The 19,389-nt window shown below is 42.5% G+C and carries 16 protein-coding genes; 9 read left to right on the top strand and 7 right to left on the bottom strand.

The window, feature by feature from the left end; all coding sequences use genetic code 11:
• Positions 1–46: 46 nt before the first annotated feature.
• The 3 genes from hisN to RIB15_RS00400 all read left to right on the top strand — a co-directional run bounded on the left by hisN (position 47) and on the right by RIB15_RS00400 (position 3,776).
• Complete coding sequence (gene hisN, locus RIB15_RS00410; protein WP_350200165.1) at positions 47–817, top strand: histidinol-phosphatase; 771 nt, start codon at positions 47–49, stop codon at positions 815–817.
• Positions 817–3,084: a hypothetical protein gene (locus RIB15_RS00405; RefSeq protein WP_350200164.1), complete on the top strand. Its 2,268-nt coding sequence runs from the start codon at positions 817–819 to the stop codon at positions 3,082–3,084. The genes hisN and RIB15_RS00405 overlap by 1 nt, the downstream gene beginning before the upstream one ends.
• Positions 3,085–3,158: 74 nt before the next feature.
• Positions 3,159–3,776, top strand: coding sequence for a hypothetical protein (locus tag RIB15_RS00400; RefSeq protein ID WP_350200163.1), 618 nt, complete (start codon positions 3,159–3,161; stop codon positions 3,774–3,776).
• A 52-nt stretch (positions 3,777–3,828) separates the two neighbouring features.
• Here the strand turns inward: RIB15_RS00400 and RIB15_RS00395 are convergent, their stop codons facing one another.
• The 4 genes from RIB15_RS00395 to RIB15_RS00380 all read right to left on the bottom strand — a co-directional run bounded on the left by RIB15_RS00395 (position 3,829) and on the right by RIB15_RS00380 (position 8,125).
• Entirely contained in the window at positions 3,829–4,290 is a 462-nt protein-coding gene (locus tag RIB15_RS00395) for a hypothetical protein (protein ID WP_350200162.1), read from the bottom strand.
• A 123-nt stretch (positions 4,291–4,413) separates the two neighbouring features.
• Positions 4,414–4,959 (bottom strand): dihydrofolate reductase family protein, encoded by a 546-nt coding sequence (locus tag RIB15_RS00390; RefSeq protein WP_350200161.1) that lies wholly within the window; start codon positions 4,957–4,959, stop codon positions 4,414–4,416.
• Between the two features lie 944 nt (positions 4,960–5,903).
• A complete protein-coding gene (locus tag RIB15_RS00385) occupies positions 5,904–7,160 on the bottom strand; it encodes an ABC transporter permease (protein ID WP_350200160.1) in 1,257 nt (418 codons plus the stop codon).
• 44 nt (positions 7,161–7,204) lie between these two features.
• Positions 7,205–8,125, bottom strand: coding sequence for an ABC transporter ATP-binding protein (locus RIB15_RS00380; RefSeq protein ID WP_350200159.1), 921 nt, complete (start codon positions 8,123–8,125; stop codon positions 7,205–7,207).
• 164 nt (positions 8,126–8,289) lie between these two features.
• On the opposite strand from RIB15_RS00380, the gene RIB15_RS00375 reads away from it, so the two are divergent.
• Both RIB15_RS00375 and RIB15_RS00370 read left to right on the top strand, forming a co-directional pair.
• Positions 8,290–9,729 (top strand): glycogen synthase, encoded by a 1,440-nt coding sequence (locus tag RIB15_RS00375; RefSeq protein WP_350200158.1) that lies wholly within the window; start codon positions 8,290–8,292, stop codon positions 9,727–9,729.
• An 11-nt stretch (positions 9,730–9,740) separates the two neighbouring features.
• Positions 9,741–11,015, top strand: coding sequence for a glucose-1-phosphate adenylyltransferase (locus RIB15_RS00370; RefSeq protein WP_350200157.1), 1,275 nt, complete (start codon positions 9,741–9,743; stop codon positions 11,013–11,015).
• A gap of 1 nt (position 11,016) precedes the next feature.
• On the opposite strand, the gene RIB15_RS00365 is transcribed toward RIB15_RS00370, so the two are convergent.
• From RIB15_RS00365 to sucD, 3 genes are all read right to left on the bottom strand, one after another.
• On the bottom strand, positions 11,017–11,625 hold the full coding sequence (locus RIB15_RS00365; protein ID WP_350200156.1) for a helix-turn-helix domain-containing protein: 609 nt from the start codon (positions 11,623–11,625) through the stop codon (positions 11,017–11,019).
• Between the two features lie 126 nt (positions 11,626–11,751).
• Positions 11,752–12,342 (bottom strand): peptidoglycan recognition protein family protein, encoded by a 591-nt coding sequence (locus tag RIB15_RS00360; protein ID WP_350200155.1) that lies wholly within the window; start codon positions 12,340–12,342, stop codon positions 11,752–11,754.
• A gap of 134 nt (positions 12,343–12,476) precedes the next feature.
• Positions 12,477–13,352 carry a succinate--CoA ligase subunit alpha gene (gene sucD / locus RIB15_RS00355; RefSeq protein ID WP_350200154.1) on the bottom strand — a complete coding sequence of 292 codons (876 nt, stop codon included), beginning with the start codon at positions 13,350–13,352 and terminating at the stop codon, positions 12,477–12,479.
• A gap of 252 nt (positions 13,353–13,604) precedes the next feature.
• On the opposite strand from sucD, the gene RIB15_RS00350 reads away from it, so the two are divergent.
• The 4 genes from RIB15_RS00350 (at position 13,605) to RIB15_RS00335 (ending at position 19,364) form a co-directional block, all read left to right on the top strand.
• Positions 13,605–13,811, top strand: a complete 207-nt coding sequence (locus RIB15_RS00350; protein ID WP_350200153.1) for a hypothetical protein — start codon at positions 13,605–13,607, stop codon at positions 13,809–13,811.
• 131 nt (positions 13,812–13,942) lie between these two features.
• The gene (locus tag RIB15_RS00345) at positions 13,943–16,330 is read left to right on the top strand and encodes a choice-of-anchor B family protein (RefSeq protein ID WP_350200152.1); all 2,388 of its coding nucleotides are present in this window, start codon (positions 13,943–13,945) and stop codon (positions 16,328–16,330) included.
• A gap of 103 nt (positions 16,331–16,433) precedes the next feature.
• Positions 16,434–17,513, top strand: coding sequence for a YncE family protein (locus RIB15_RS00340; protein ID WP_350200151.1), 1,080 nt, complete (start codon positions 16,434–16,436; stop codon positions 17,511–17,513).
• 33 nt (positions 17,514–17,546) lie between these two features.
• Entirely contained in the window at positions 17,547–19,364 is a 1,818-nt protein-coding gene (locus RIB15_RS00335) for an FG-GAP and VCBS repeat-containing protein (RefSeq protein ID WP_350200150.1), read from the top strand.
• Positions 19,365–19,389 lie beyond the last annotated feature (25 nt).

Genomic DNA, 19,389 nt, shown 5'->3' with positions numbered 1-19,389 from the left:
AAGAAAGTGATCGAATAGTTAAAAGTTTTATGAACTAACAGATTCAATGATACAAGATTTATTACAAGCGGCAACAGAAATTGCCAAAATTGGCGGTCATCATACTTTAAAATATTTTAAACAGAATGTAGAAGTCATTAGTAAAGACGATGATTCTCCTGTTACCATTGCGGACCGTGAAACGGAACAAATAATACGGGAAGAAATCCTTAAACGATTTCCTGACCATGGCATTATAGGTGAAGAATACGGTAAAACAAACGAAGATAGTAACATTAAATGGGTATTAGATCCTATAGATGGAACAAAATCTTTTATTCACGGCATTCCATTCTATACAACACTCATTGGTATCATAGTTGACGATAAACCCCAGGTTGGTATTATCTATGCTCCGGCACTTGAGGAACTATGCGCTGCTGCTATAGGACATGGAGCAACCCTGAATGGAGAGCCTTGCAGAGTCAGGGATACGAATAAGCTCGAGGATGCTACCTTACTAGTCACCGAAATATTTCGGTTCAAAGAAATGGGCCAGCAGGAAGTTTTTGAGGAACTCATGACCAAAACCAAGCTACACAGAACATGGGGAGATGCCTACGGACATATGATGGTAGCGACCGGCCGGGCCGACCTGATGTATGATCCCGAACTTAATATTTGGGATGCTGCTGCGTTATTGCCTGTGATGCAGGAAGCCGGTGGTGTTTTTAGCGATATTGAGGGCAATGAAACCATCTTCTCCGGAAATGGATTTTCAACCAACAAAGCTCTTTTCCCGGAAGTAATGAAAATATTTGAAGCACACAGCAAATAATGAAAAAAGGACTACTTACATCTCTTTTTATATTTCTTTCTTTAACAACAATTTTTGCTCAGTCTTCTGATAACTGGAAGTATGAAGCATATCCTGATTTACCATTTCAGCTAAATAATATTGATCTGGAGATTTCTGTTGAACCAGAATCGGCACTTATCAAAGCTACCGGAATGTATAACATCCGTTCCAGACGCCCTGACTTAACCGAAGTAATTTTCAATACTTCCAATCTGGATATAAAAGAAGTTTCCAGCAATGGCCAGGCTCTTGAGTTCAGGGTAAGCTCTGATTCCCTGATTATTCAGCTTAGCGATACACTTGGGATTGAGCAAAGCACAGAATTTCTTATTTCATGGGAAAGCTCATCCGTCTACGGAATTCATACTGATGTGCATGGTAATCTGTGGACCTCATTAAATCCACGAACCCGTCATCATTGGCTGCCCATTCCGGACCATCCGGAAGTTGAAACTACGGTAAATGCTTCTTTTACCATTCCAGCAGAGCAAGAAGCCGTTTTTAATGGCACCAGAAATGCTGATGAAGTTGTCTCCACGGATGAGAAGAAAATAACCTGGAATTCCGGTACAGAGGTGCCAGTTTCAGGAATTACTTTTGCAGTGGGAAATTTTCAAAGAGAAAGTGCCCGTTCCGGAGTAAAAGAAGTATCTATTTACGCTTCTGATAATACATTGCTTGAAGATGTCAGATCAGGTTTACTGGCAACAGCAGTTGAGAGCTTGAAAAAATATGAGGCTGATTTTTCTTTTGAGTTCCCGTTTGATGGGCTCAGTATCGTGGTTCTGCCGGATAATAAGTGGGAAGAGATTCAGTCAGGAGCTGGGGTTATTTATCTGTATCAAAATTTGGGCAACCTTACAACTCAACTCAAAAGAGGAATTGTTGAACAATGGCTGGGTAACTATCATAGATATTTAAATGCCCCTGATTCACGATATGAATTTCTGAAAGCTTTGGTTATGGAAGATGACGAAACCGAACAATTACTAAACCCGGATGACTTGCAGTCAATAAGGGAATGGAATAAGTGGGAGCAGGGAATTGGCAATATGGAAAATGAATTTCTGAAAGCTACCATCAGGGAATCAATGCCGGAGCTTATTCAGGAAATTAAAGGGGTGACAAGCTGGGATAAATATGCCGATTTCTGGTATGACCAAACAGGGACTTTCTGGAATAAATTACCAGAACCGAGTGATGCAGGACAGTTTAATGAAACGGAAGAAGCTTACGCCTATAGTGTAAAATATATCTATGACGAAGTGAATTCAGTTCTGTCCCTTGTTTTTGAAGCCCAGTCGCAACCTATAGGTTCCCTGGTAGGGATAGATTTGATGCAGTATGGATTCACGGACACTACCCAAACTGAGATCAGCTTTACTGGAGCACGCGATTCGGTGTCCGTTGAACTCCCATCGGGAACGGATTATGTGACATTAACTCCCAAAACCGATCTGAATCTTAAACTGAATGAAGAAAAACCGTTCATATTTTTGATTCGCCAGTTAAGGAGTTCAGATCCGGATGAAAAAATTCAGGCGGCTGAGCAGCTAAGAAATTATACGGATAATCCTGATTTACAGCTGGCTTTGCAGGATGTGCTGGAAGTAGAGACCGAGCCTGAAGTTCGAGCTGCGATGCTGGCTACATTAGGCCAAATCACAAAAGGTGCTTCAGGTACAGAGCAGAATTTCCTGGGTCAATTAAATTCGGATAATCTGGCTACCCAACTTTCAGCTATTAAAGCATTAGCCGGTTACCCTGATAATGAACAGGTGCGATACGCTATTCGTAATACGATTATAAGGTCGGAAAGGGATACGGTGACGAATGCAGCACTGAATACCTATCGCCAGATAGCCAGTGCAGAAGACCTGATTTCATTAACGGAAAGACTGGAAAGAAGTGGTGAGGCAGAGAAGGCAATTAATGTGTTACAGCTGGCTGTGCAGGCTGATACTACCAAACAGTCTATATCTATCGCCGATCGTTTTGCTCTTGGAGAATATCCCTTTGATGTCAGAAAAAAGGCATTGGATATCTTGTTGAAGTTTGAGCAAAATCAGGATTACTGGAACCAAACCATAGGAATGTTATTGGGCGATCGTGATCCGAGAGTCAGATACCATGCGTTAAATGCAATCAAATATTTATCAGCCAAAAGGACTGTTGATGTACTTAAAGACCTTATGAAAGAAGAAATGGATCCAAGAGTGGCCCAAAAAATCCGGAGAATTATGTAGATAATTGCTTCGGTTTTTAGTCTTCATTTTTTTGAAGTAGATTCACCGTCATTTAAGATTAAGATACGGGGACAATGGCGGCAATTGAATTCAAATACACCAACCGACAAGTTTTTCTGGGTTGTACTTCCGGCTTTTTTGTCATTGTGTTCCTGATTGCATTCACCTACATCATTTTTAACCTGAATGACTTTCTGGAAACCCATGCCATCGAGACTATATTCATTATTGTGATGGGAGCGGTGATGTTTTTTTCCTTTTTTGCGAAGATGAATGGCGGGGCGGAACTAAAATCGAAGGTGGTACTAACTGGTACTTCCATTATCGTGAAAGGAGAGTATCGCTATCTGCTAGGTGATTTGTTTATTGACGAGTACGTCTCCGATCACTATCACTGTTTTCACCTCTATACAAAGGACAAAGACTTTACGCTATACACCAATGAGAAAGACGATTTTATCAGGCATTTATTGAAATCGGATATTCAGAAAGAATTCTTTGAAATTGATCAATATGATTTTGACCGGAATTCTTCTACCGTGATGATCAAGGCCAAGTCGGGACGCATGTTAGGCTTTAATCTTGATACCGGCGCCTTTTCTGTTTTTCAGGAAGATGATAAAGAGGAAGAAAAGCCATTGTTTGAACCAAAATATTTTATTCAAACACCGGGGTATAAAAGAAGAAAATAGCAAGACCCGGAATTCAGGCCTCGCTATAAATAGAAAAGGGGAATGATAACGGTTATTCTACCTCACCATAGGTATCAATAACGATTTCTCCCTCCGTAAACTCATCTGAAGTATACATCACTTTATCGGAATCGAATTCAAGAAAGTCAGCATCGTCTCGATAGGCGTTTCCGGTAACCACTTCAAAATATCCGGATCCTGCATCTACATGAAATCCAATATTAATTCCTACTGCTTGTCCGTCTGGGGTGGAATGGGAAACAACGGATTCGTTATCCGGATAAATCAAATAGAAGCCATGTCCGCCGGTGTCTTCACAGCCGGTTTCTTCGTAGCAAAAGTCGGTGTCGGCGTCGCTGTCCATAGAAAGTTCAAGGTCAACATCTCCGGTATTTACCACCCTGATTCCCAACCCGTTCAGGTTGTTCTCATTTTTGTTGCCTGAAGAGCTGTCTTTACAGCCAGTGAAAAGTGTAATTGAAAGAAAAAGAATAATGGTAGTTAGTACCCTCATGTGTATTACTTATTGTTTAAAGATTTATGTTCGGTATGTAATACGAAGCAAGAGGGAAGGGTGGCTCAGAAAACTCTAAGAACGAGCAATTTTTTTGGTTTGGGAGTCTGCCTGGAATGCTGGCTATTCCGTTGATTTAACCCGGTATCTTTTTTGTACGGTGCCATTGGGTGATGTGGACACATCAATCAGCTCTAAAGGCAGTTCTGTTCCGGTATCACCAAATAGCGGTATACCATGACCCAAAAGTATAGGGATGACCGTAATAGTCAATTCATCGATCAGTTTTGCTTCCAGAAATCGTTGAATTGTTATTCCGCCGTCTATATAAAGATGATGTTTACCTTCCTTCGCCAGCTTTGCGACAATGTCATGGGGTGAGCCGGACTCAAACCTCACCTTTCCGGTTAGTTTTTCCGGAGCTGTTAGATCCCGAGAAGTCAATACAACAACTTCAGTACCTTCATAATACCATTCGTCAAATGTTAATACTTTTTCATAAGAATGGCGCCCCATCACAATGGCATCAACTGTTGAAATAAATTCACTGTAAACCAATCCAACCTTTGCGGCATCAGCATATTCAGGACGGATAAGCCATTCTATATCTCCGTCCGGTTTTGCTATAAAACCATCAGCACTGGTTGCGATGTAGACTGAGCATTTCATTTGAATTCGAAGTTTAAAGTTGAAGTAGCTGAATTATTCTTTTGCAAAAGCTTTACGGCAGAGCCTGCATTGAAGAAGATCAGGGTTAGATTAAAACGCCTTGTTATAGTGCTGAATCAGTAGTGTTTTTTCTTTACATACAGAAATTAATCTGAAGACCATACTTCCTGACATAATCGTAAAGATGATTAAATATATTTCAATACAAACAAAGAGCGTTGATTCAAGGTCAAAATTCCATAACGCGAGGTGGCTATTTTTTAAAATTGAAAAAGTGTGTGGAAGCAGTAAATAAGTGAGCACCAAAAATGAGATAAGTAGTAAAGCCGCCTTTCTTTTTAACCTCGGGTATTCCTCCTTAATTTTATTTAAAATACTATCGGGTTTTGGAATATTATCCTCGACAATACTTATATAACTCTCAACATCTTTTGAGACTAAATCGAAAAAAATAGTTGTGAACACAATAATTACACTAAGTATTGAAATAGGATCATTCATGTAGTGTTAGGTTTTTTGAGAAGAACTATTACGCCTGATAATATTTTAAATCCCTTTCAAATCCAAGTAAGCCACTGTTTTTCCAATGCTATACGGATTTCAAATGGGTGAAATCGTATAACATGGTAAATAAATCTGTAAGTAAAGCTCATAAAGTTGCTCTTACAGCTCTAAGAACCGAAATCAGTCAACAAGATTCCTGCCTGCGCAGGAATGACGGAGGGGGATGAAACGAGGGAGTAAGGGTAGGTAGTAAGAAATTGCTCAGGTCATCCCGCGGCGTATGCCCGGGATCTGGTTTTATAAAAAGGGCAGCGAAGCCAAAACAGGAAACCTGATGTCTGCCTGCGCAGGAATGACAGTGGGGCAAGAATGAAAGGGGAACAAAAAAAGGGACGAGCAAGCCCGTCCCTTTGAAGTTTAAATGATATGATCTCGCTCGTTTAGCTTTGCTTAATCCACTTACCGAGCTCTTTGAAGCTGGGCTTCTTGCCGTACATCAAAATACCTACGCGGTAGATTTTAGCCGCCAGCCACATGATACCCAGGAAGGTCAGAATCATCAGCAATATAGAAACGATGATTTGCCATAAGGGAACCTGCGAAGCCGCGATACGCGTAATCATATTAATGGGGGCGGTGAGCGGAAACAGGGAAACAAACACGGATAGTCCGGAGTCAGGGGCTTCCATCACTTTGGTATTCAGGAAATAACCTACAAAAATAGGGAGTCCTACTGGCAGCATAAACTGCTGGGAATCCTGCTCTGTTTCTACCGCAGCACCGATGGCTGCAAATACCGCGCTGTAAATCATAAATCCAAGGAAAAAGAAAATCAGGAAGTTGACGAATATCATCGGGTCAACCACCATCTGCTCCAGGGAGGAGGGATCGAAAGAGGAGGCTGCCGCTTGTGCTGCTTCATCCGGGATATTACTCATCTGGGCTTCCATAATCATGCCGGCAACCGGAGCGGCTGCAATGGAAAGACCGATATAGAATACAATCCAGATACCGAACTGGGTAAGAGCCATTGCCAATACGCCGAACAGTTTTCCAAACATCAGTTCTATGGGTTTCACCGACGAAGCAATTACTTCCAGCACACGATTGGTTTTTTCTTCAATCACGCTGCGCATAAGCAGAGAACCGTAAATAAAAATACCCATGAAGATCATCAGTCCCAATATAAAGCCAAGGGCAGAGGCAAAGAGCGTGTTGTCTTCAGATTCTCCTTCTTCCGTCAGCTTAACGGCTTCAAGTCCGGTCCGGGTCTCGAAAATTTCCCGGATGTTGGCGGATACATTCTCACGGGATAGCTTCTCTTCCCGAACGGCTTCCCGTAAATCAGAACGGACGGCTGATATAAAACTCAATCCGCCGCTTCCTCCGTAAATCAGGGTTGGGCTTTGTGAATCCGTAATGACTTCATTATTCAAAATGATAAAGCCATCGAGATCACCGGAAAGGACTTCGGCGCGGAGGCTGTCTTCGGAGATGTCGCTGACATCGAAGTAGCGGGTCTCATTGATATCCACCAACCGCTCTACCAGAACGGTGGAGTTATCCAGAATCCCGATTCTTTTTTCTACTTCTGATTCCGAAATACTGATATAAACTACAATCCCTATAAATGCTACAAGGGCGAGTGGAGTCAAAGCTGTTGCTATGATGAAGGACTTGCTTTTGACTCGCGTCAAATATTCTCGTTTTAGTACTAACCAAATTTTGTGCAGACTCATAATTATACCAGCTCCCCTTTTTTGATATTATCTTCCCCAACGGTGGAGATAAAAATTTCTGTTAATGATGGTTCGATGCGCTCGAACTTATGAATTTCAGCATGTTCCATTGCCAGCTTCAGGATATCCTGCATCTTCTGTCCGTCAAGCACCCGGATTTCCGCAAAGTTTGTGGAACGGTTGTTGATCCGGACATTTTCAATTTTATCCAGGAATGAACTGTCGCCTTCGAACTCAAGATTAATGGTATTTTCTCCGAAGGATGATTTGATGTTCCTGAGATTACCCGTCAATACGGCTTCCCCCTGATTGAACAGGCAGATATCGTCACACATCTGTTCAACCTGTTCCATACGGTGAGTGGAAAACAAAATGGTTTTCCCTTTTTCACGAAGCTCAATAATAATCTCTTTCAGTGTCTCACTGTTGATGGGATCGAGTCCGCTAAACGGTTCATCAAAAATATAGATATCCGGATCGTGAGCAATGGTTGCGATGAACTGAATCTTCTGAGACATCCCTTTGGAAAGCTCATTGATCTCTTTCTTTTTCCAGTCGGAAGCCTCAAATCGCTCCAGCCAGTAGTCGATGGCTTTTTTGGCATCGGATGAGTTCATGCCTTTGAGCTGGGTGAGATACATCAGCTGGTCAAACACTTTCATTTTTTTGTACAGTCCTCGCTCTTCCGGCATATATCCGATCACTTTTTGGGTTTCCGGACTTGCGACTTCCCCGTTAATAGTTACGCTGCCGCTGTCAGGAGAGAGGATGTAATTAATCATCCGGATGGTAGTAGTTTTACCTGCCCCGTTTGGCCCCAGCAACCCGAAAATTCGGCCTTTATTTACCTCGAAACTAACGTCGTTTACCGCCTTGGTTTTCCCAAAGGCTTTATGGACGTTATTAACTTCAATTACTGCCATAATTTTGTTTTTAATTCAAATTAATTGATGTGAAGTGAGAGCTTAAGAAAAGCAACGTTGACTTATAAAGAAAGCCCCTGTTTATTTTGGAAGATGCCCAAAGATTTCTTATTTCCCATATTAAGAAATGATAACGAATTGTAAGGACACAGGTTTCAAATCAGATGCGCATTATTCATTTAAGTGCTGAATGTTATCCCGCAGCCAAAGCGGGTGGGTTAGCCGATGTAGTGGGTTCACTGCCCAAATACCTTAACCAGTTGGGACATGAATGTGAAGTCGTAATTCCGAAGTACGATAATCACTGGATTGGTTCGCAGGAATATGAGGAGGTTTTTGAAGGGGCTTTTTCGATGGCCTCGGAGCAGGTGAAGTTTTCGGTTCAGAAAATGACTGATGATAAACTGGGCTTTCCTTTTTATGTGATCGACATCCCTGGAAGGTTTGACCGCCCCGGAATTTATATCGACCCCTGGTCGGGGCATGGCTATTGGGACGAGCTGGAGCGATTCGTGAGTTTTCAGATTGCCGCTCTTGAATGGATTAAATCAAGGAAGCAAAAACCGGAAGTAATTCACTGTCACGACCATCATACCGGATTGGTTCCCTTTATGCTGGCTCAGTGTAACCGTTATCGTGAGATGTCTGAAATTCCGACGGTGCTAACCGTTCATAATGCAGAATATCATGGTGAACACGACCTGGATAACTTTAAGTTATTACCGGCTTTCAATATTAATAATCTTGGATTGTTAGATTGGAACGGAAGGCTGAATTCATTGGCTGCCGGCTTAAAAACTGCATGGAAAATCACTACCGTTTCCGATAATTATATGATTGAGCTCGCGGAAGAAAGCAGTGGACTGGAGTTGCTATTCAAACAGGAGCGGAAAAAATCTATGGGGATTGTAAATGGGATTGACACCGAGGTTTGGGATCCGAATACCGACGAGCTGATTGAACATAACTTCAGCTACAGAAGCAGGAAGAAGGGGAAAGCAGAAAACAAAAAATATTTGTGTAAGGAATTTGATTTGAATCCCGAGTTGCCGACTATTTCATTTATAGGAAGGCTGGTTCGTGAAAAGGGAGCCGATTTGTTGCCCGATTTATTTAAACAGGTCATGTATTCAGATCAGGAAGTTAATTTTGTTTTATTAGGAACCGGAGACCCTCAGTTACATCAGATTTTTGCCCGGATGGAAAGTGATCATATGGGATACTTTGATGCAACGCTGGAGTACAATGAGAAACTGGCGCATCAGATGTATGCAGGTTCCGACTTTATTTTGATGCCATCACGGGTAGAGCCTTGCGGGCTAAATCAAATGTTTGCCATGCGTTATGGAACGGTTCCTATCGTTCGTTCCGTTGGTGGTTTAAAGGATACGGTTGTGGATATTTCGGAGAAGGATGGATATGGGATTACGTTCGACGAATTTAGCCTGGAAGCTGCTTCGCAAGCTATAGACCGGGCTGTTTCATTGTATGTCGATTCTGCCCAACATTCGGATGTGCTAAGTCGAATCATGAAGCTGGATTTTTCATGGAAGCGTTCGGCTCAGGAATACATTAAAATGTACAAAGCATTAACACCAAAATAGATTATATACATATGAAAAGGTCATCAGTTATTGCAGTTATTTTAGGTGGGGGCAGGGGAACCCGGCTTTTCCCTTTAACCGATCACCGCTCCAAGCCAGCCGTTCCGGTTGGCGGTAAATATCGTCTGGTTGATATTCCCATTTCCAATTGTTTGAATTCAGATATCCGCAGAATTTATGTGCTTACGCAGTTTAATTCGGCATCGCTGAACCGGCATATCAAGAACACCTATAACTTTGATGTCTTTAGTAGTGGTTTTGTGGATATACTGGCAGCTGAGCAAACTCCCGACAGTACCGACTGGTTTCAGGGAACAGCTGATGCCGTTCGCCAATCGGTTCACCATATGGAAAATCACGAGCACGATCATGTTTTGATTCTTTCCGGAGACCAGCTGTATCAAATGGACTATGGCAAAATGCTTCAACGCCATAAGGACAATAATGCCGACCTTACGGTAGCTACTATTCCTGTTAATGCTGACGATGCCACCGGCTTTGGAATCATGAAAACCAATGCGGATAGCATTATCGAAGATTTCATTGAAAAACCCTCTGCGGATGAGCTGGAAAAATGGAAGTCAGAAGTCCCTGAAAGGTATAAAGAGCAGGGCAAGGATTACCTGGCATCGATGGGTATTTACATCTTTAACCGCGAAATGCTGAAAAAGCTTTTTGATGATAATCCGGATGCTACCGACTTCGGGAAGGAGCTTATTCCCAAATGTGTGGAAGGCGGTAAGAAAGTATGCAGCTATGAATTTGGCGGCTACTGGACCGATATTGGAACCATTCAGTCGTTTTTTGAGGCAAATCTGGCTTTGGCGGATACCGTCCCGGATTTTAACCTGTACGACAATGAGAATTTCATTTATACCCGCGCCCGGTTACTGCCCGCTTCAAAATTAATGGGAACTACCCTCGAACACGCATTGATGGCTGAAGGCTGTATTATCGAAGCCAGCCGTATTGTTCGGTCGGTGGTTGGAATCCGGTCGCGTATCGGGAAGGGAAGCACCGTGGAATATTCTATTATTATGGGTAATGATTACTTCCAGGATCGTTCGGTTATCGAAAATGCAAAATCCGATGAACCCGCTATGGGAATAGGTCAACGCTGCTATATTAGCAATTGCATTATCGATAAAAATGTATGTATCGGAAATGATGTGCGGATTGTAGGAGGGAGTCACCTCGAAGATGGCGACCACAAATATCACTATGTACGTGATGGCATTGTAATCGTGAAGAAAAACACGGTGATTCCGGACGGTACTATTATTTGATTTACCTAAGAAGTTTTACGGATGGAAAGTAATTCACCTCATCCCCGGCTCTTAATCTGAATGTGTTTAGAATAATATTCCCAAGATTATACACATAGGGTATTCCAAACAGTATCGTTTGGAATAAGAAAGAAGGGACGCTAAAGTAATCGAATAATTCCTGAAGCCAAATTTCTATATCCGGTCCAAGTAAAGGAAGCAGAAACAGAATGCCTTCCAAAGAATAAATAAAAGCCGTAAAGGTGATCTGAGAATTGATCACTTTCCGTCCAATTAGATCTGCTTTTTTTACTCGGTCTTTTCTCGATATCCAAATGATAAGAGGCAGAATTACCCCAAGAATGGGTGTAAATAAAAACCCGAGGGCTGATAGATTCAGGATTACAAGAGTGGAGAGATCTTCAGTTTGATTCCATTCCAGCAGTTCATCAGGAGTAACTTGTAACGCTTCTGCAATTCTAAGTAAGGTATCACCCCTGGGTTCAGTCTCGGCGTTTTCAACCCGTTGAATAGTACGGAGGCTGAGTTGCGTTTTTTCGGCAAGCAACTCCTGTGAAAACCCCCTTTGAGTTCGAATGTTTTTAATTTGGCTGGATAACTCCGTTTTCATAGAATGATGGTTGCGTTAGCATTCACGCAAAACATAATTAGCAGACTGAAATAAAAGTACGACAAGTACACGTCATTTATACGACATGGGTGTCTGAGACTAGAAGCCCGTGCTTTCCAGAAGAAATTATTTACTGAGAAGCTCTTTAATACCAGAGATTATTGTCCCATCCTCAAAGTACTTATAAAGGTCTTTACCGGGGCATACGGTTTGGTCAGAATGATCTTTATGGGTTGCAATAGAATCTGTCGGTACTTCATATTCCTGAGCCAGCCACGCACTTAAATGAATGATAGCTTCAATCTGTTCGGGTTTAATTTTCTGAACTTCATAATTACCCATCACATTGATTAAAGCATGCCCGGCGGGGTCGTATTCTGTGTTCGTATCTCCGGGGTACTCAAGTGGCCGCGCCTGATAAATCTTTCCATCGAGGTCGATACAAAAATGGTAGGGGATATCAATCCAGTTTTTATCATCCTGACTGAATTTCTGGAGATTGCGCATATACTCTTTAGGGTCTTTATCCTCCGGGAATTCAACTCCGCCATGATGAATCGTAATATATTCGATTTCATGAGTGGGGATTTCTCCCGTTTTCTCTTTACCGCCCCATTCTTTTTTTGAAATCATTTCAGGTTTATCAACCTGGGTAGCCTGAATGGTTAGAAGGGTTACAAAAACAGAGATAGCTGAAATTAAAGAGAAAAGTTTCATATGCAGGTATAAAGTCTATTGGTTTTGGATAAAGTATCGACATTAAAGGTTAATGGAAAGAGAGAACTTTTGAAATAAAAAAGCCCCCACCCAAAGGGAGGAGGCTTAACCAGAATCAGAAAAGATAATATTGCTTATGCTGTTTCAAGCATCTTTTTGAGAGTGATGCCAATTTCAGCCGGACTTTCTACAACCGTAATTCCAGCTTCAGCAAGGGCTTTCTTTTTCTCCTGAGCGGTTCCTTTACCACCAGAAATGATAGCTCCGGCATGACCCATCCGGCGTCCGGGAGGTGCAGTTGACCCTGCAATAAAGGCTACAACTGGCTTTTTGCAGTTATCTTTGATCCACTCCGCAGCTTCTTCTTCTGCAGTACCGCCAATTTCACCAATCAAAACGATGGAGTCGGTATCAGGATCATCGTTCAGCATTTTAACAGCATCAAGGTGGGTGGTTCCGATAACAGGGTCACCGCCAATGCCAATGGCTGTACTTTGTCCAAGTCCTTCTTTAGTTAGCTGGTCTACAGCTTCATAAGTGAGCGTTCCGGATCGGGAGATCAAACCCACTTTACCCGGAGTGAAAATGCTGCCTGGCATAATTCCAACTTTGGCTTCGCCCGGAGTAATTACTCCCGGACAGTTAGGTCCAATCAAAGTAGCGCCATGGCTGTTTACAATTTGCTTAGCCACAATCATATCTTTCACAGGAATACCCTCTGTGATACAGATAATAACCTTGATTCCCGCAAAAGCGGCTTCAGTGATTGCATCACCGGCAAAAGCTGGAGGTACAAAAATTACAGAGGTGTTGGCATTAACTTCATCAACAGCTTCTGCCACAGTATTAAAAACAGGTCGGTCTAAATGGGTTTGTCCACCTTTTCCGGGAGTTACACCACCAACAACGTTGGTGCCGTATTCAATCATTTGTCCGGCATGGAAGCTACCCTCGCTTCCGGTAAATCCCTGTACAATCAGGCGGGTATCATTTCCAACTAATACGCTCATTTTGTCTTTTTTGAGGTTCAAATTTGGGGTTGGGAATATAGCATCTCTGCTAGCGAATTGAAATGCTTATTTGTTAAGGAAAGTTTCAGGATTGGATTTTTCAAATAATACATCAGCTCAACCGGATCTGTTTTTTTGGTGTATAGCTGGGCCACTATTTTATCTGTAGCTGAAAAGATGAAACAAAAGCCACATCTGCTATGTTTAATAGATAAAGAAGTTAGAAAATCAATCAACAAAAAGAGTGACGTTATGAGTTTGAAGAACAAAACGAAGAAAGAATTACAAAACAGAGTAAAAGAATTGGAAGGCATTATCGCCAAAAAGGGAATAGGTTCCGATTATTTGTCAAAAGCAGAACGGATTCAAAGTGATGTAAACCTCGCTCTTATCTTGGGAGGCACAGCAGCCCTGATAGGAGCTACAGCCTGGGCGTTACTTAAAAGTACGGAAGACTAGACAGGGCGAAGTGTGGAAGGAGTTTTTTAAAAAATGTATCTCCTTCCTTCATTTTCTGGATTTTTGAAACTCAGGCACTATATTCAGCTTCCTTAAGTTTTTTATCTGAGTATTAACAAATCAAAGATTCCATGAAGCGATTTTCGTTCCTATTAACACTACTATTATTAGTGCCTGCCTTTTGTCTGGTTCAGGCTCAAACTACCCCTGATGGTGAATCCGAAGCTATGCGTGGATTTGCTCAGGCGGTCTCCATTTCAAATGGTTTTGTATTTATTGGAGAACCTTCCAACGACCACCAACCCGGTGCTGTCTATGTATTTACCAAGTCTGGTGAAGAGTGGACCCAGGAAACAATGCTTATGGCCGACAATGGAGCCATTGGTGATAACTTCGGTTCTGCCGTTTCCGCAGATGGAAAATATATTCTTATTGGTGCTCCGGAAGTAAATAATGAACAGGGCGCTGCCTATGTATTTGAGCAATCAAACTCTGGCAGTTGGACACAGACAGCTCAATTAATGTTGCCGGTCGATTCCGTTGAAAGTGCATTGGGATCCAGCGTAGTGCTTCGTGGCGATCACGCTTTTGTAGGTGCTCCCGGCCATGACGATGGACTGGGCGCGGTATTTGTATATCGCAGAGCCAACAGCGGCCAGTGGATGGAAATCACAAGTATCATGAATCCTGATACAGCTGGTTCAAACTTCGGTTCAAGCCTTGCTACAGATGGAATGAATTTAGTGGTAGGCGCTCCTCAGCGAGAAGGTGGTACCGTTCATGTATTTAATAATGGTTCCGGAACATGGAATCATACTGGTACACTCAGCAGCAATCAAACTACGCAAAGAAGTCAGTTTGGCAATTCGCTGGGTATTCATGGAGATCAAATTTTAGTAGGTGCTCCAAGAAATGCGGGCGCATCAGGAACTGTGTTTGTATACAGAAATGAAGAGGGTTCCTGGAATGAAAGTGGCCGTCTGGCAGCCTTTGACGGACAATCAGGATACATGTTTGGTAGCTCTATTACTTTTGTAGAATCAGGCGTATGGATTGGAGCTCCGAATGCAAATAACGGCAAAGGAACCATTTATCAGTTCCATATGGATGAAAACGGAATGTGGAACGGAGCTTCCAAGATGGCGATGGCCGAGCAGGAGGAAGGTGACTACTTCTCAGGAACTCTTGATGTTGATGGCAATGTAGCCGTTGCCGGATTAATTGGAGCCGATTACGGAGCTGGTTCAGCAGCTATCCTTGAAAAGGATAAAGATGGAAAATGGACTACTCAGAATCTTGTAATTGGGAAAGGCGGTTCTGTACTTAAGTCAATCACCAATGGGCGTATTGATTGCAGTGACGGCAAAGCTGATCGTTTTGGCTGTAGCAATGTTGACCTGATTTCCTTCATGCCGATCAGTGCTATTGGCGGCGAGCGCGGAGTTCGTCTGAATGATATGTGGGGCTGGACTGATCCGGTAACCGAGAAAGAATACGCAATTGTAGGCCGGAACGAAGGTACTTCATTTGTTGATATCAGCGATCCTTCAAATCCTATTTATGTAGCAAACCTGCCTATGACTGAAGGTTCACGCGCCAATGTCTGGAGAGATATGAAAGTGTATAAAAACCATGTCTACATTGTGGCAGACGGGGCCGGAGAACACGGAATGCAGGTTCTCGATATGACTCAGCTTCGTAAATTTGCGGGTGAACCATTACAACTCAAAGAAACCAACCATTACGATAAAATTCACAGTGCACATAACGTAGTAATTAATGAAGAATCAGGTTTTGCCTTTATTGTTGGCAGCAGCGGTGGTGGACAAACCTGTGGTGGCGGACTTCACATGGTGAATATTCAGGATCCGGCTAATCCAACTTTTGCAGGGTGTTTTGCAGATCCTTCTACAGGACGAAGTGGAACCGGATATTCTCACGATGCACAATGTGTCATTTATGATGGCCCTGACGAAGAACATAAGGGAAGTGAAATCTGTATCGGATCCAATGAAACAGCCATCAGTATAGCAGATGTAACCGACAAAGAAAATCCTAAAGCATTATCCACGGCTTCTTATCCGGATTACGGATACGTTCACCAAGGTTGGTTGACCGAAGATCACCGCTATTTCTTCCAGAACGATGAGCTGGATGAATTGATGGGTAAAGTTGATCAGACCCGTACTATCGTTTGGGATGTTACTGATCTGGATGATCCGCAATTTGTGAGAGAGTATTTCATTGAAAATGCTTCTTCCGATCACAACCTGTACATCAAAGACAATATGATGTATCAGTCGAATTATGTGAGTGGCTTGCAGGTGATTGATGTAACCGATCCGGCAAATCCACAGAAAGTGGGTCACTTTGATACCCATCCATTCACCACAGATGCTCCTGGCTTTTCAGGTACATGGAGTAATTACCCTTACTTCAAGAGTGGGGTTGTGGTTATGACCAGTGGACGTGAAGGACTGTTTATCCTGGAAACAAACCAGCAAGCGATCAACCAGTAGAAAACAATAAATTTGATCAGGCAACTTTATGTATTCTCACCAGAGATCAACATGAAGTTGCCTTTTCTTTTATAACCAAACTTAAAACCTCATGAACGTTCGTATGAAATCCATTTTGCGATCTTTATTCGTTATAAGTCTGTTTGTTATTTTTTCCTTTTCCGGGATGAATACGTTTGCCCAATCGGATACTAATGGACAGCGTATATATATCTGTAATCAGGGAGAAGCTACACTTTCTGTATTGGATGCGGAGTCAAATTCCATTGTCGAGACTATTGATCTGCAAAAACTTGGGTTTTCAAAAAATGCAAAACCCCACCACGCCATTACTGATGCTGATGGATCACACTGGTATGTAACGTTAATTGGGGAGAACAAGGTGCTGAAGTTTAACAGAGATAATGAACTGGTTGAACAAGCTGAAATGGAAGTTCCGGGACTGATGGCAATGCATCCTACGCAGGAGTTGCTTTTTGTGGGCCGGTCGATGAGTGCCGTAAACCCGCCGCAGAGTTTTGGAGTAGTAAACCGATCGGGGATGAAGGTAGATAGGGAAGTGGACTTATTTTTTACCCGACCGCATGCTATAGCCACAACTCCGGATGGAAAATGGACCTATATCGCCAGCCTGTCAGCGAATCAGATTTTAGCAAGGAACAACGAAACGGAAGAAACAGAACTCACAATATTGGATGGAAATTCGCATGTATTTGTGAACTTTGCTATTTCACCGGATGGACAAACCATGGTAGGAACCGGTCAGGTTTCGGGGAAGCTTTTGGTTTTTGATTTATCCAATCCATTAACGCCACAGGTAACGGATACCATTTCTGTCAATGCACAACCTTGGCATCCTGTATATTCTCCAGACGGTAAACGGGTCTATTTTGGGAATAAAGGGGCTCATACCGTAACTGTTGTAGATATGGAAAACAAAAAGGTAGAAAAGGTGATTGAAGGAAACGGATTAGCCCAGCCTCATGGAGCAGCGCTTTCCGCTGATGGTAAATATTTATATGTAACAAACAACAACAGAGACAAAACCTATAACCCTAAAGGATTGTCTGCTGAAGAGGAATTACCCGGAACCGTGGTTATCATTAATACAGAAACGCTCGAAATTGAGAAAGTTATAGAAACAGGTCGCTACCCAACCGGTATAGGAACCAGTAATTGGTAAAATCATTTGCAAAAACTTTTTGAAAGGAAGTCAATGAAAACTATGCGTTACAATTTTCTGGTCTTGATAATCCTCTCTCTGCTGGTGTCGATATCAGGATGCAAATCATCACAGACACCTGAAAAAAGCAGTTCGGATTCTAATAACTACCAGCGACAGATCAACCCATTTGCTGTTTATGCTGAAGATGGAACCCAGGTACCTCATCCTTTTACTGGAGGATTTAATGCTCCAAGACCTCAGTTTACTGATATAGACGACGATGGCGATCCTGATTTTTTTGTGCAGGAGCATACAGACGAACTCATGTTTTTTGAACATCTGGGAAGTGATACCGAAAGTCCATTAATGTGGCGATCCGATAAATTTCAGAATTTGGATATAGGGGAATGGTTTCGCTTTGTAGATATGGACCAGGATGGAGACTTCGATTTACTATCCGAACAACCGTACAGTTACATTCGCTATTACCGAAATGAAGGAACGGCTGAATCTCCCCGATTTGTACTCGCTGCTGATTCACTGAAGGATGTAAACGGCGAACCCATTTTTTCTGATCGGCAGAATATCCCAAATGTCACAGATATCGACTGCGACAACAGGCTGGATCTTTTTATCGGAAGTCTGGATGGTACCTTAGCTCGGTATGAATCGGTTGGCAGAGATGAAAACCAGATTCCGCAGTTTAAATTAGTTACCAAACGGTTTGAAGACATTGAGATTGTAAAGCAGTTTGGAACCATGCATGGTGCCAACACCATGGCCTTTATGGACATTGATTCCGATGGCGATCAGGATCTGTTCTGGGGTGATTTTTTCGAGCCAAGCATTCTGCTAATTGAAAATACCGGTTCGTGTGAAACTCCTGATTTCCGGGGCGAACCCAAACCCTTTCCACCATCAAATCCGGTTCAAACCAGTGGGTATAATGCTCCTACATTAGCGGACTGGGAAAATGACGGGGATATGGATCTATTCCTGGGCGTGCTTGGTGGAGCCTACAACGCAAACCTAACCCTGAGCGATAACCTGTATTTCTATGAGCAGGATGAAGGAGACTTTAATTTAAAGACTCGTCAGTTTATCAATATGATTGACGTAGGAGATGAGAGCATTCCGGCCACCGGCGATCTGGATGGAGACGGAGATGTGGATATGCTTCTTGCCAATAAAATTGATCCAGCAAACCAAAAGACCTCGGTTATTTACCGGTTTGAAAACCGTGGAACTGCTACTGCTCCGGAATTTCAGATGAGCGGGACATTGGATTTGCCCATTGCCTATCATTATGCACCGGTTTTAGGTGATTTAAACGGTGACGGGCTGGATGATCTGCTGATCGGGAACTGGAAAGGGGACATCTCTTTGTTTTTAAATACAGGAAATGGGTTCGAACTAAAAAAAGAAAAGATAGCAGGGCTTGAAAGAGGTAGTAATGCTGTTCCCACACTTGCTGATATTGATGGCGATGGAGATTTGGATTTACTGGTGGGAGAATCAGGAGGTGGCTTACAGCTATTCCGTAACACCGGTACTGCTGAAAATCCGGAGTTTAGTTTTGAGAAGGATGCTTTTTCTGGAGTTGAAGTACAGCACCGGAGTGCCCCTGCTTTCTATGATATAGACGGCGATGGCGATTTGGATTTATTCCTGGGAAGTAAAATTGAAGGCATTCTATTCTTTGAAAACACCGGAACTCCAAGTGAGGCGGAATTCACCCAAAAACCAATGCCTTTTGAGGTAGCAACAGCTCAGCTTACAGCCCCACATTTTGTAGACTTAGATGGAGATGGAATAGCTGAGTTTATTTCAGGTACGCGGGGCGGAGGATTACTTTTTTACAAAAAATAAATAAACAATCAATCCAGCTTTTTTA

The organism is Gracilimonas sp. (genome assembly GCF_040218225.1).
Taxonomy (GTDB): Bacteria; Bacteroidota; Rhodothermia; order Balneolales; family Balneolaceae; genus Gracilimonas.
The sequence above is the reverse complement of the archived record's forward strand: the minus strand, read 5'-3'. Positions and strand labels throughout refer to the sequence as shown.

Coding starts and splice junctions, on each gene's coding strand:
- RIB15_RS00365 (WP_350200156.1), bottom strand. CDS start 11,625: ATGAAAACGGAGTTATCCAGCCAAATTAAAAACATTCGAACTCAAAGG.
- RIB15_RS00370 (WP_350200157.1), top strand. CDS start 9,741: ATGAAAAGGTCATCAGTTATTGCAGTTATTTTAGGTGGGGGCAGGGGA.
- RIB15_RS00350 (WP_350200153.1), top strand. CDS start 13,605: ATGAGTTTGAAGAACAAAACGAAGAAAGAATTACAAAACAGAGTAAAA.
- RIB15_RS00375 (WP_350200158.1), top strand. CDS start 8,290: ATGCGCATTATTCATTTAAGTGCTGAATGTTATCCCGCAGCCAAAGCG.
- hisN (WP_350200165.1), top strand. CDS start 47: ATGATACAAGATTTATTACAAGCGGCAACAGAAATTGCCAAAATTGGC.
- RIB15_RS00335 (WP_350200150.1), top strand. CDS start 17,547: ATGAAAACTATGCGTTACAATTTTCTGGTCTTGATAATCCTCTCTCTG.
- RIB15_RS00380 (WP_350200159.1), bottom strand. CDS start 8,125: ATGGCAGTAATTGAAGTTAATAACGTCCATAAAGCCTTTGGGAAAACC.
- RIB15_RS00395 (WP_350200162.1), bottom strand. CDS start 4,290: ATGAGGGTACTAACTACCATTATTCTTTTTCTTTCAATTACACTTTTC.
- RIB15_RS00345 (WP_350200152.1), top strand. CDS start 13,943: ATGAAGCGATTTTCGTTCCTATTAACACTACTATTATTAGTGCCTGCC.
- sucD (WP_350200154.1), bottom strand. CDS start 13,352: ATGAGCGTATTAGTTGGAAATGATACCCGCCTGATTGTACAGGGATTT.
- RIB15_RS00360 (WP_350200155.1), bottom strand. CDS start 12,342: ATGAAACTTTTCTCTTTAATTTCAGCTATCTCTGTTTTTGTAACCCTT.
- RIB15_RS00390 (WP_350200161.1), bottom strand. CDS start 4,959: ATGAAATGCTCAGTCTACATCGCAACCAGTGCTGATGGTTTTATAGCA.
- RIB15_RS00405 (WP_350200164.1), top strand. CDS start 817: ATGAAAAAAGGACTACTTACATCTCTTTTTATATTTCTTTCTTTAACA.
- RIB15_RS00400 (WP_350200163.1), top strand. CDS start 3,159: ATGGCGGCAATTGAATTCAAATACACCAACCGACAAGTTTTTCTGGGT.
- RIB15_RS00340 (WP_350200151.1), top strand. CDS start 16,434: ATGAAATCCATTTTGCGATCTTTATTCGTTATAAGTCTGTTTGTTATT.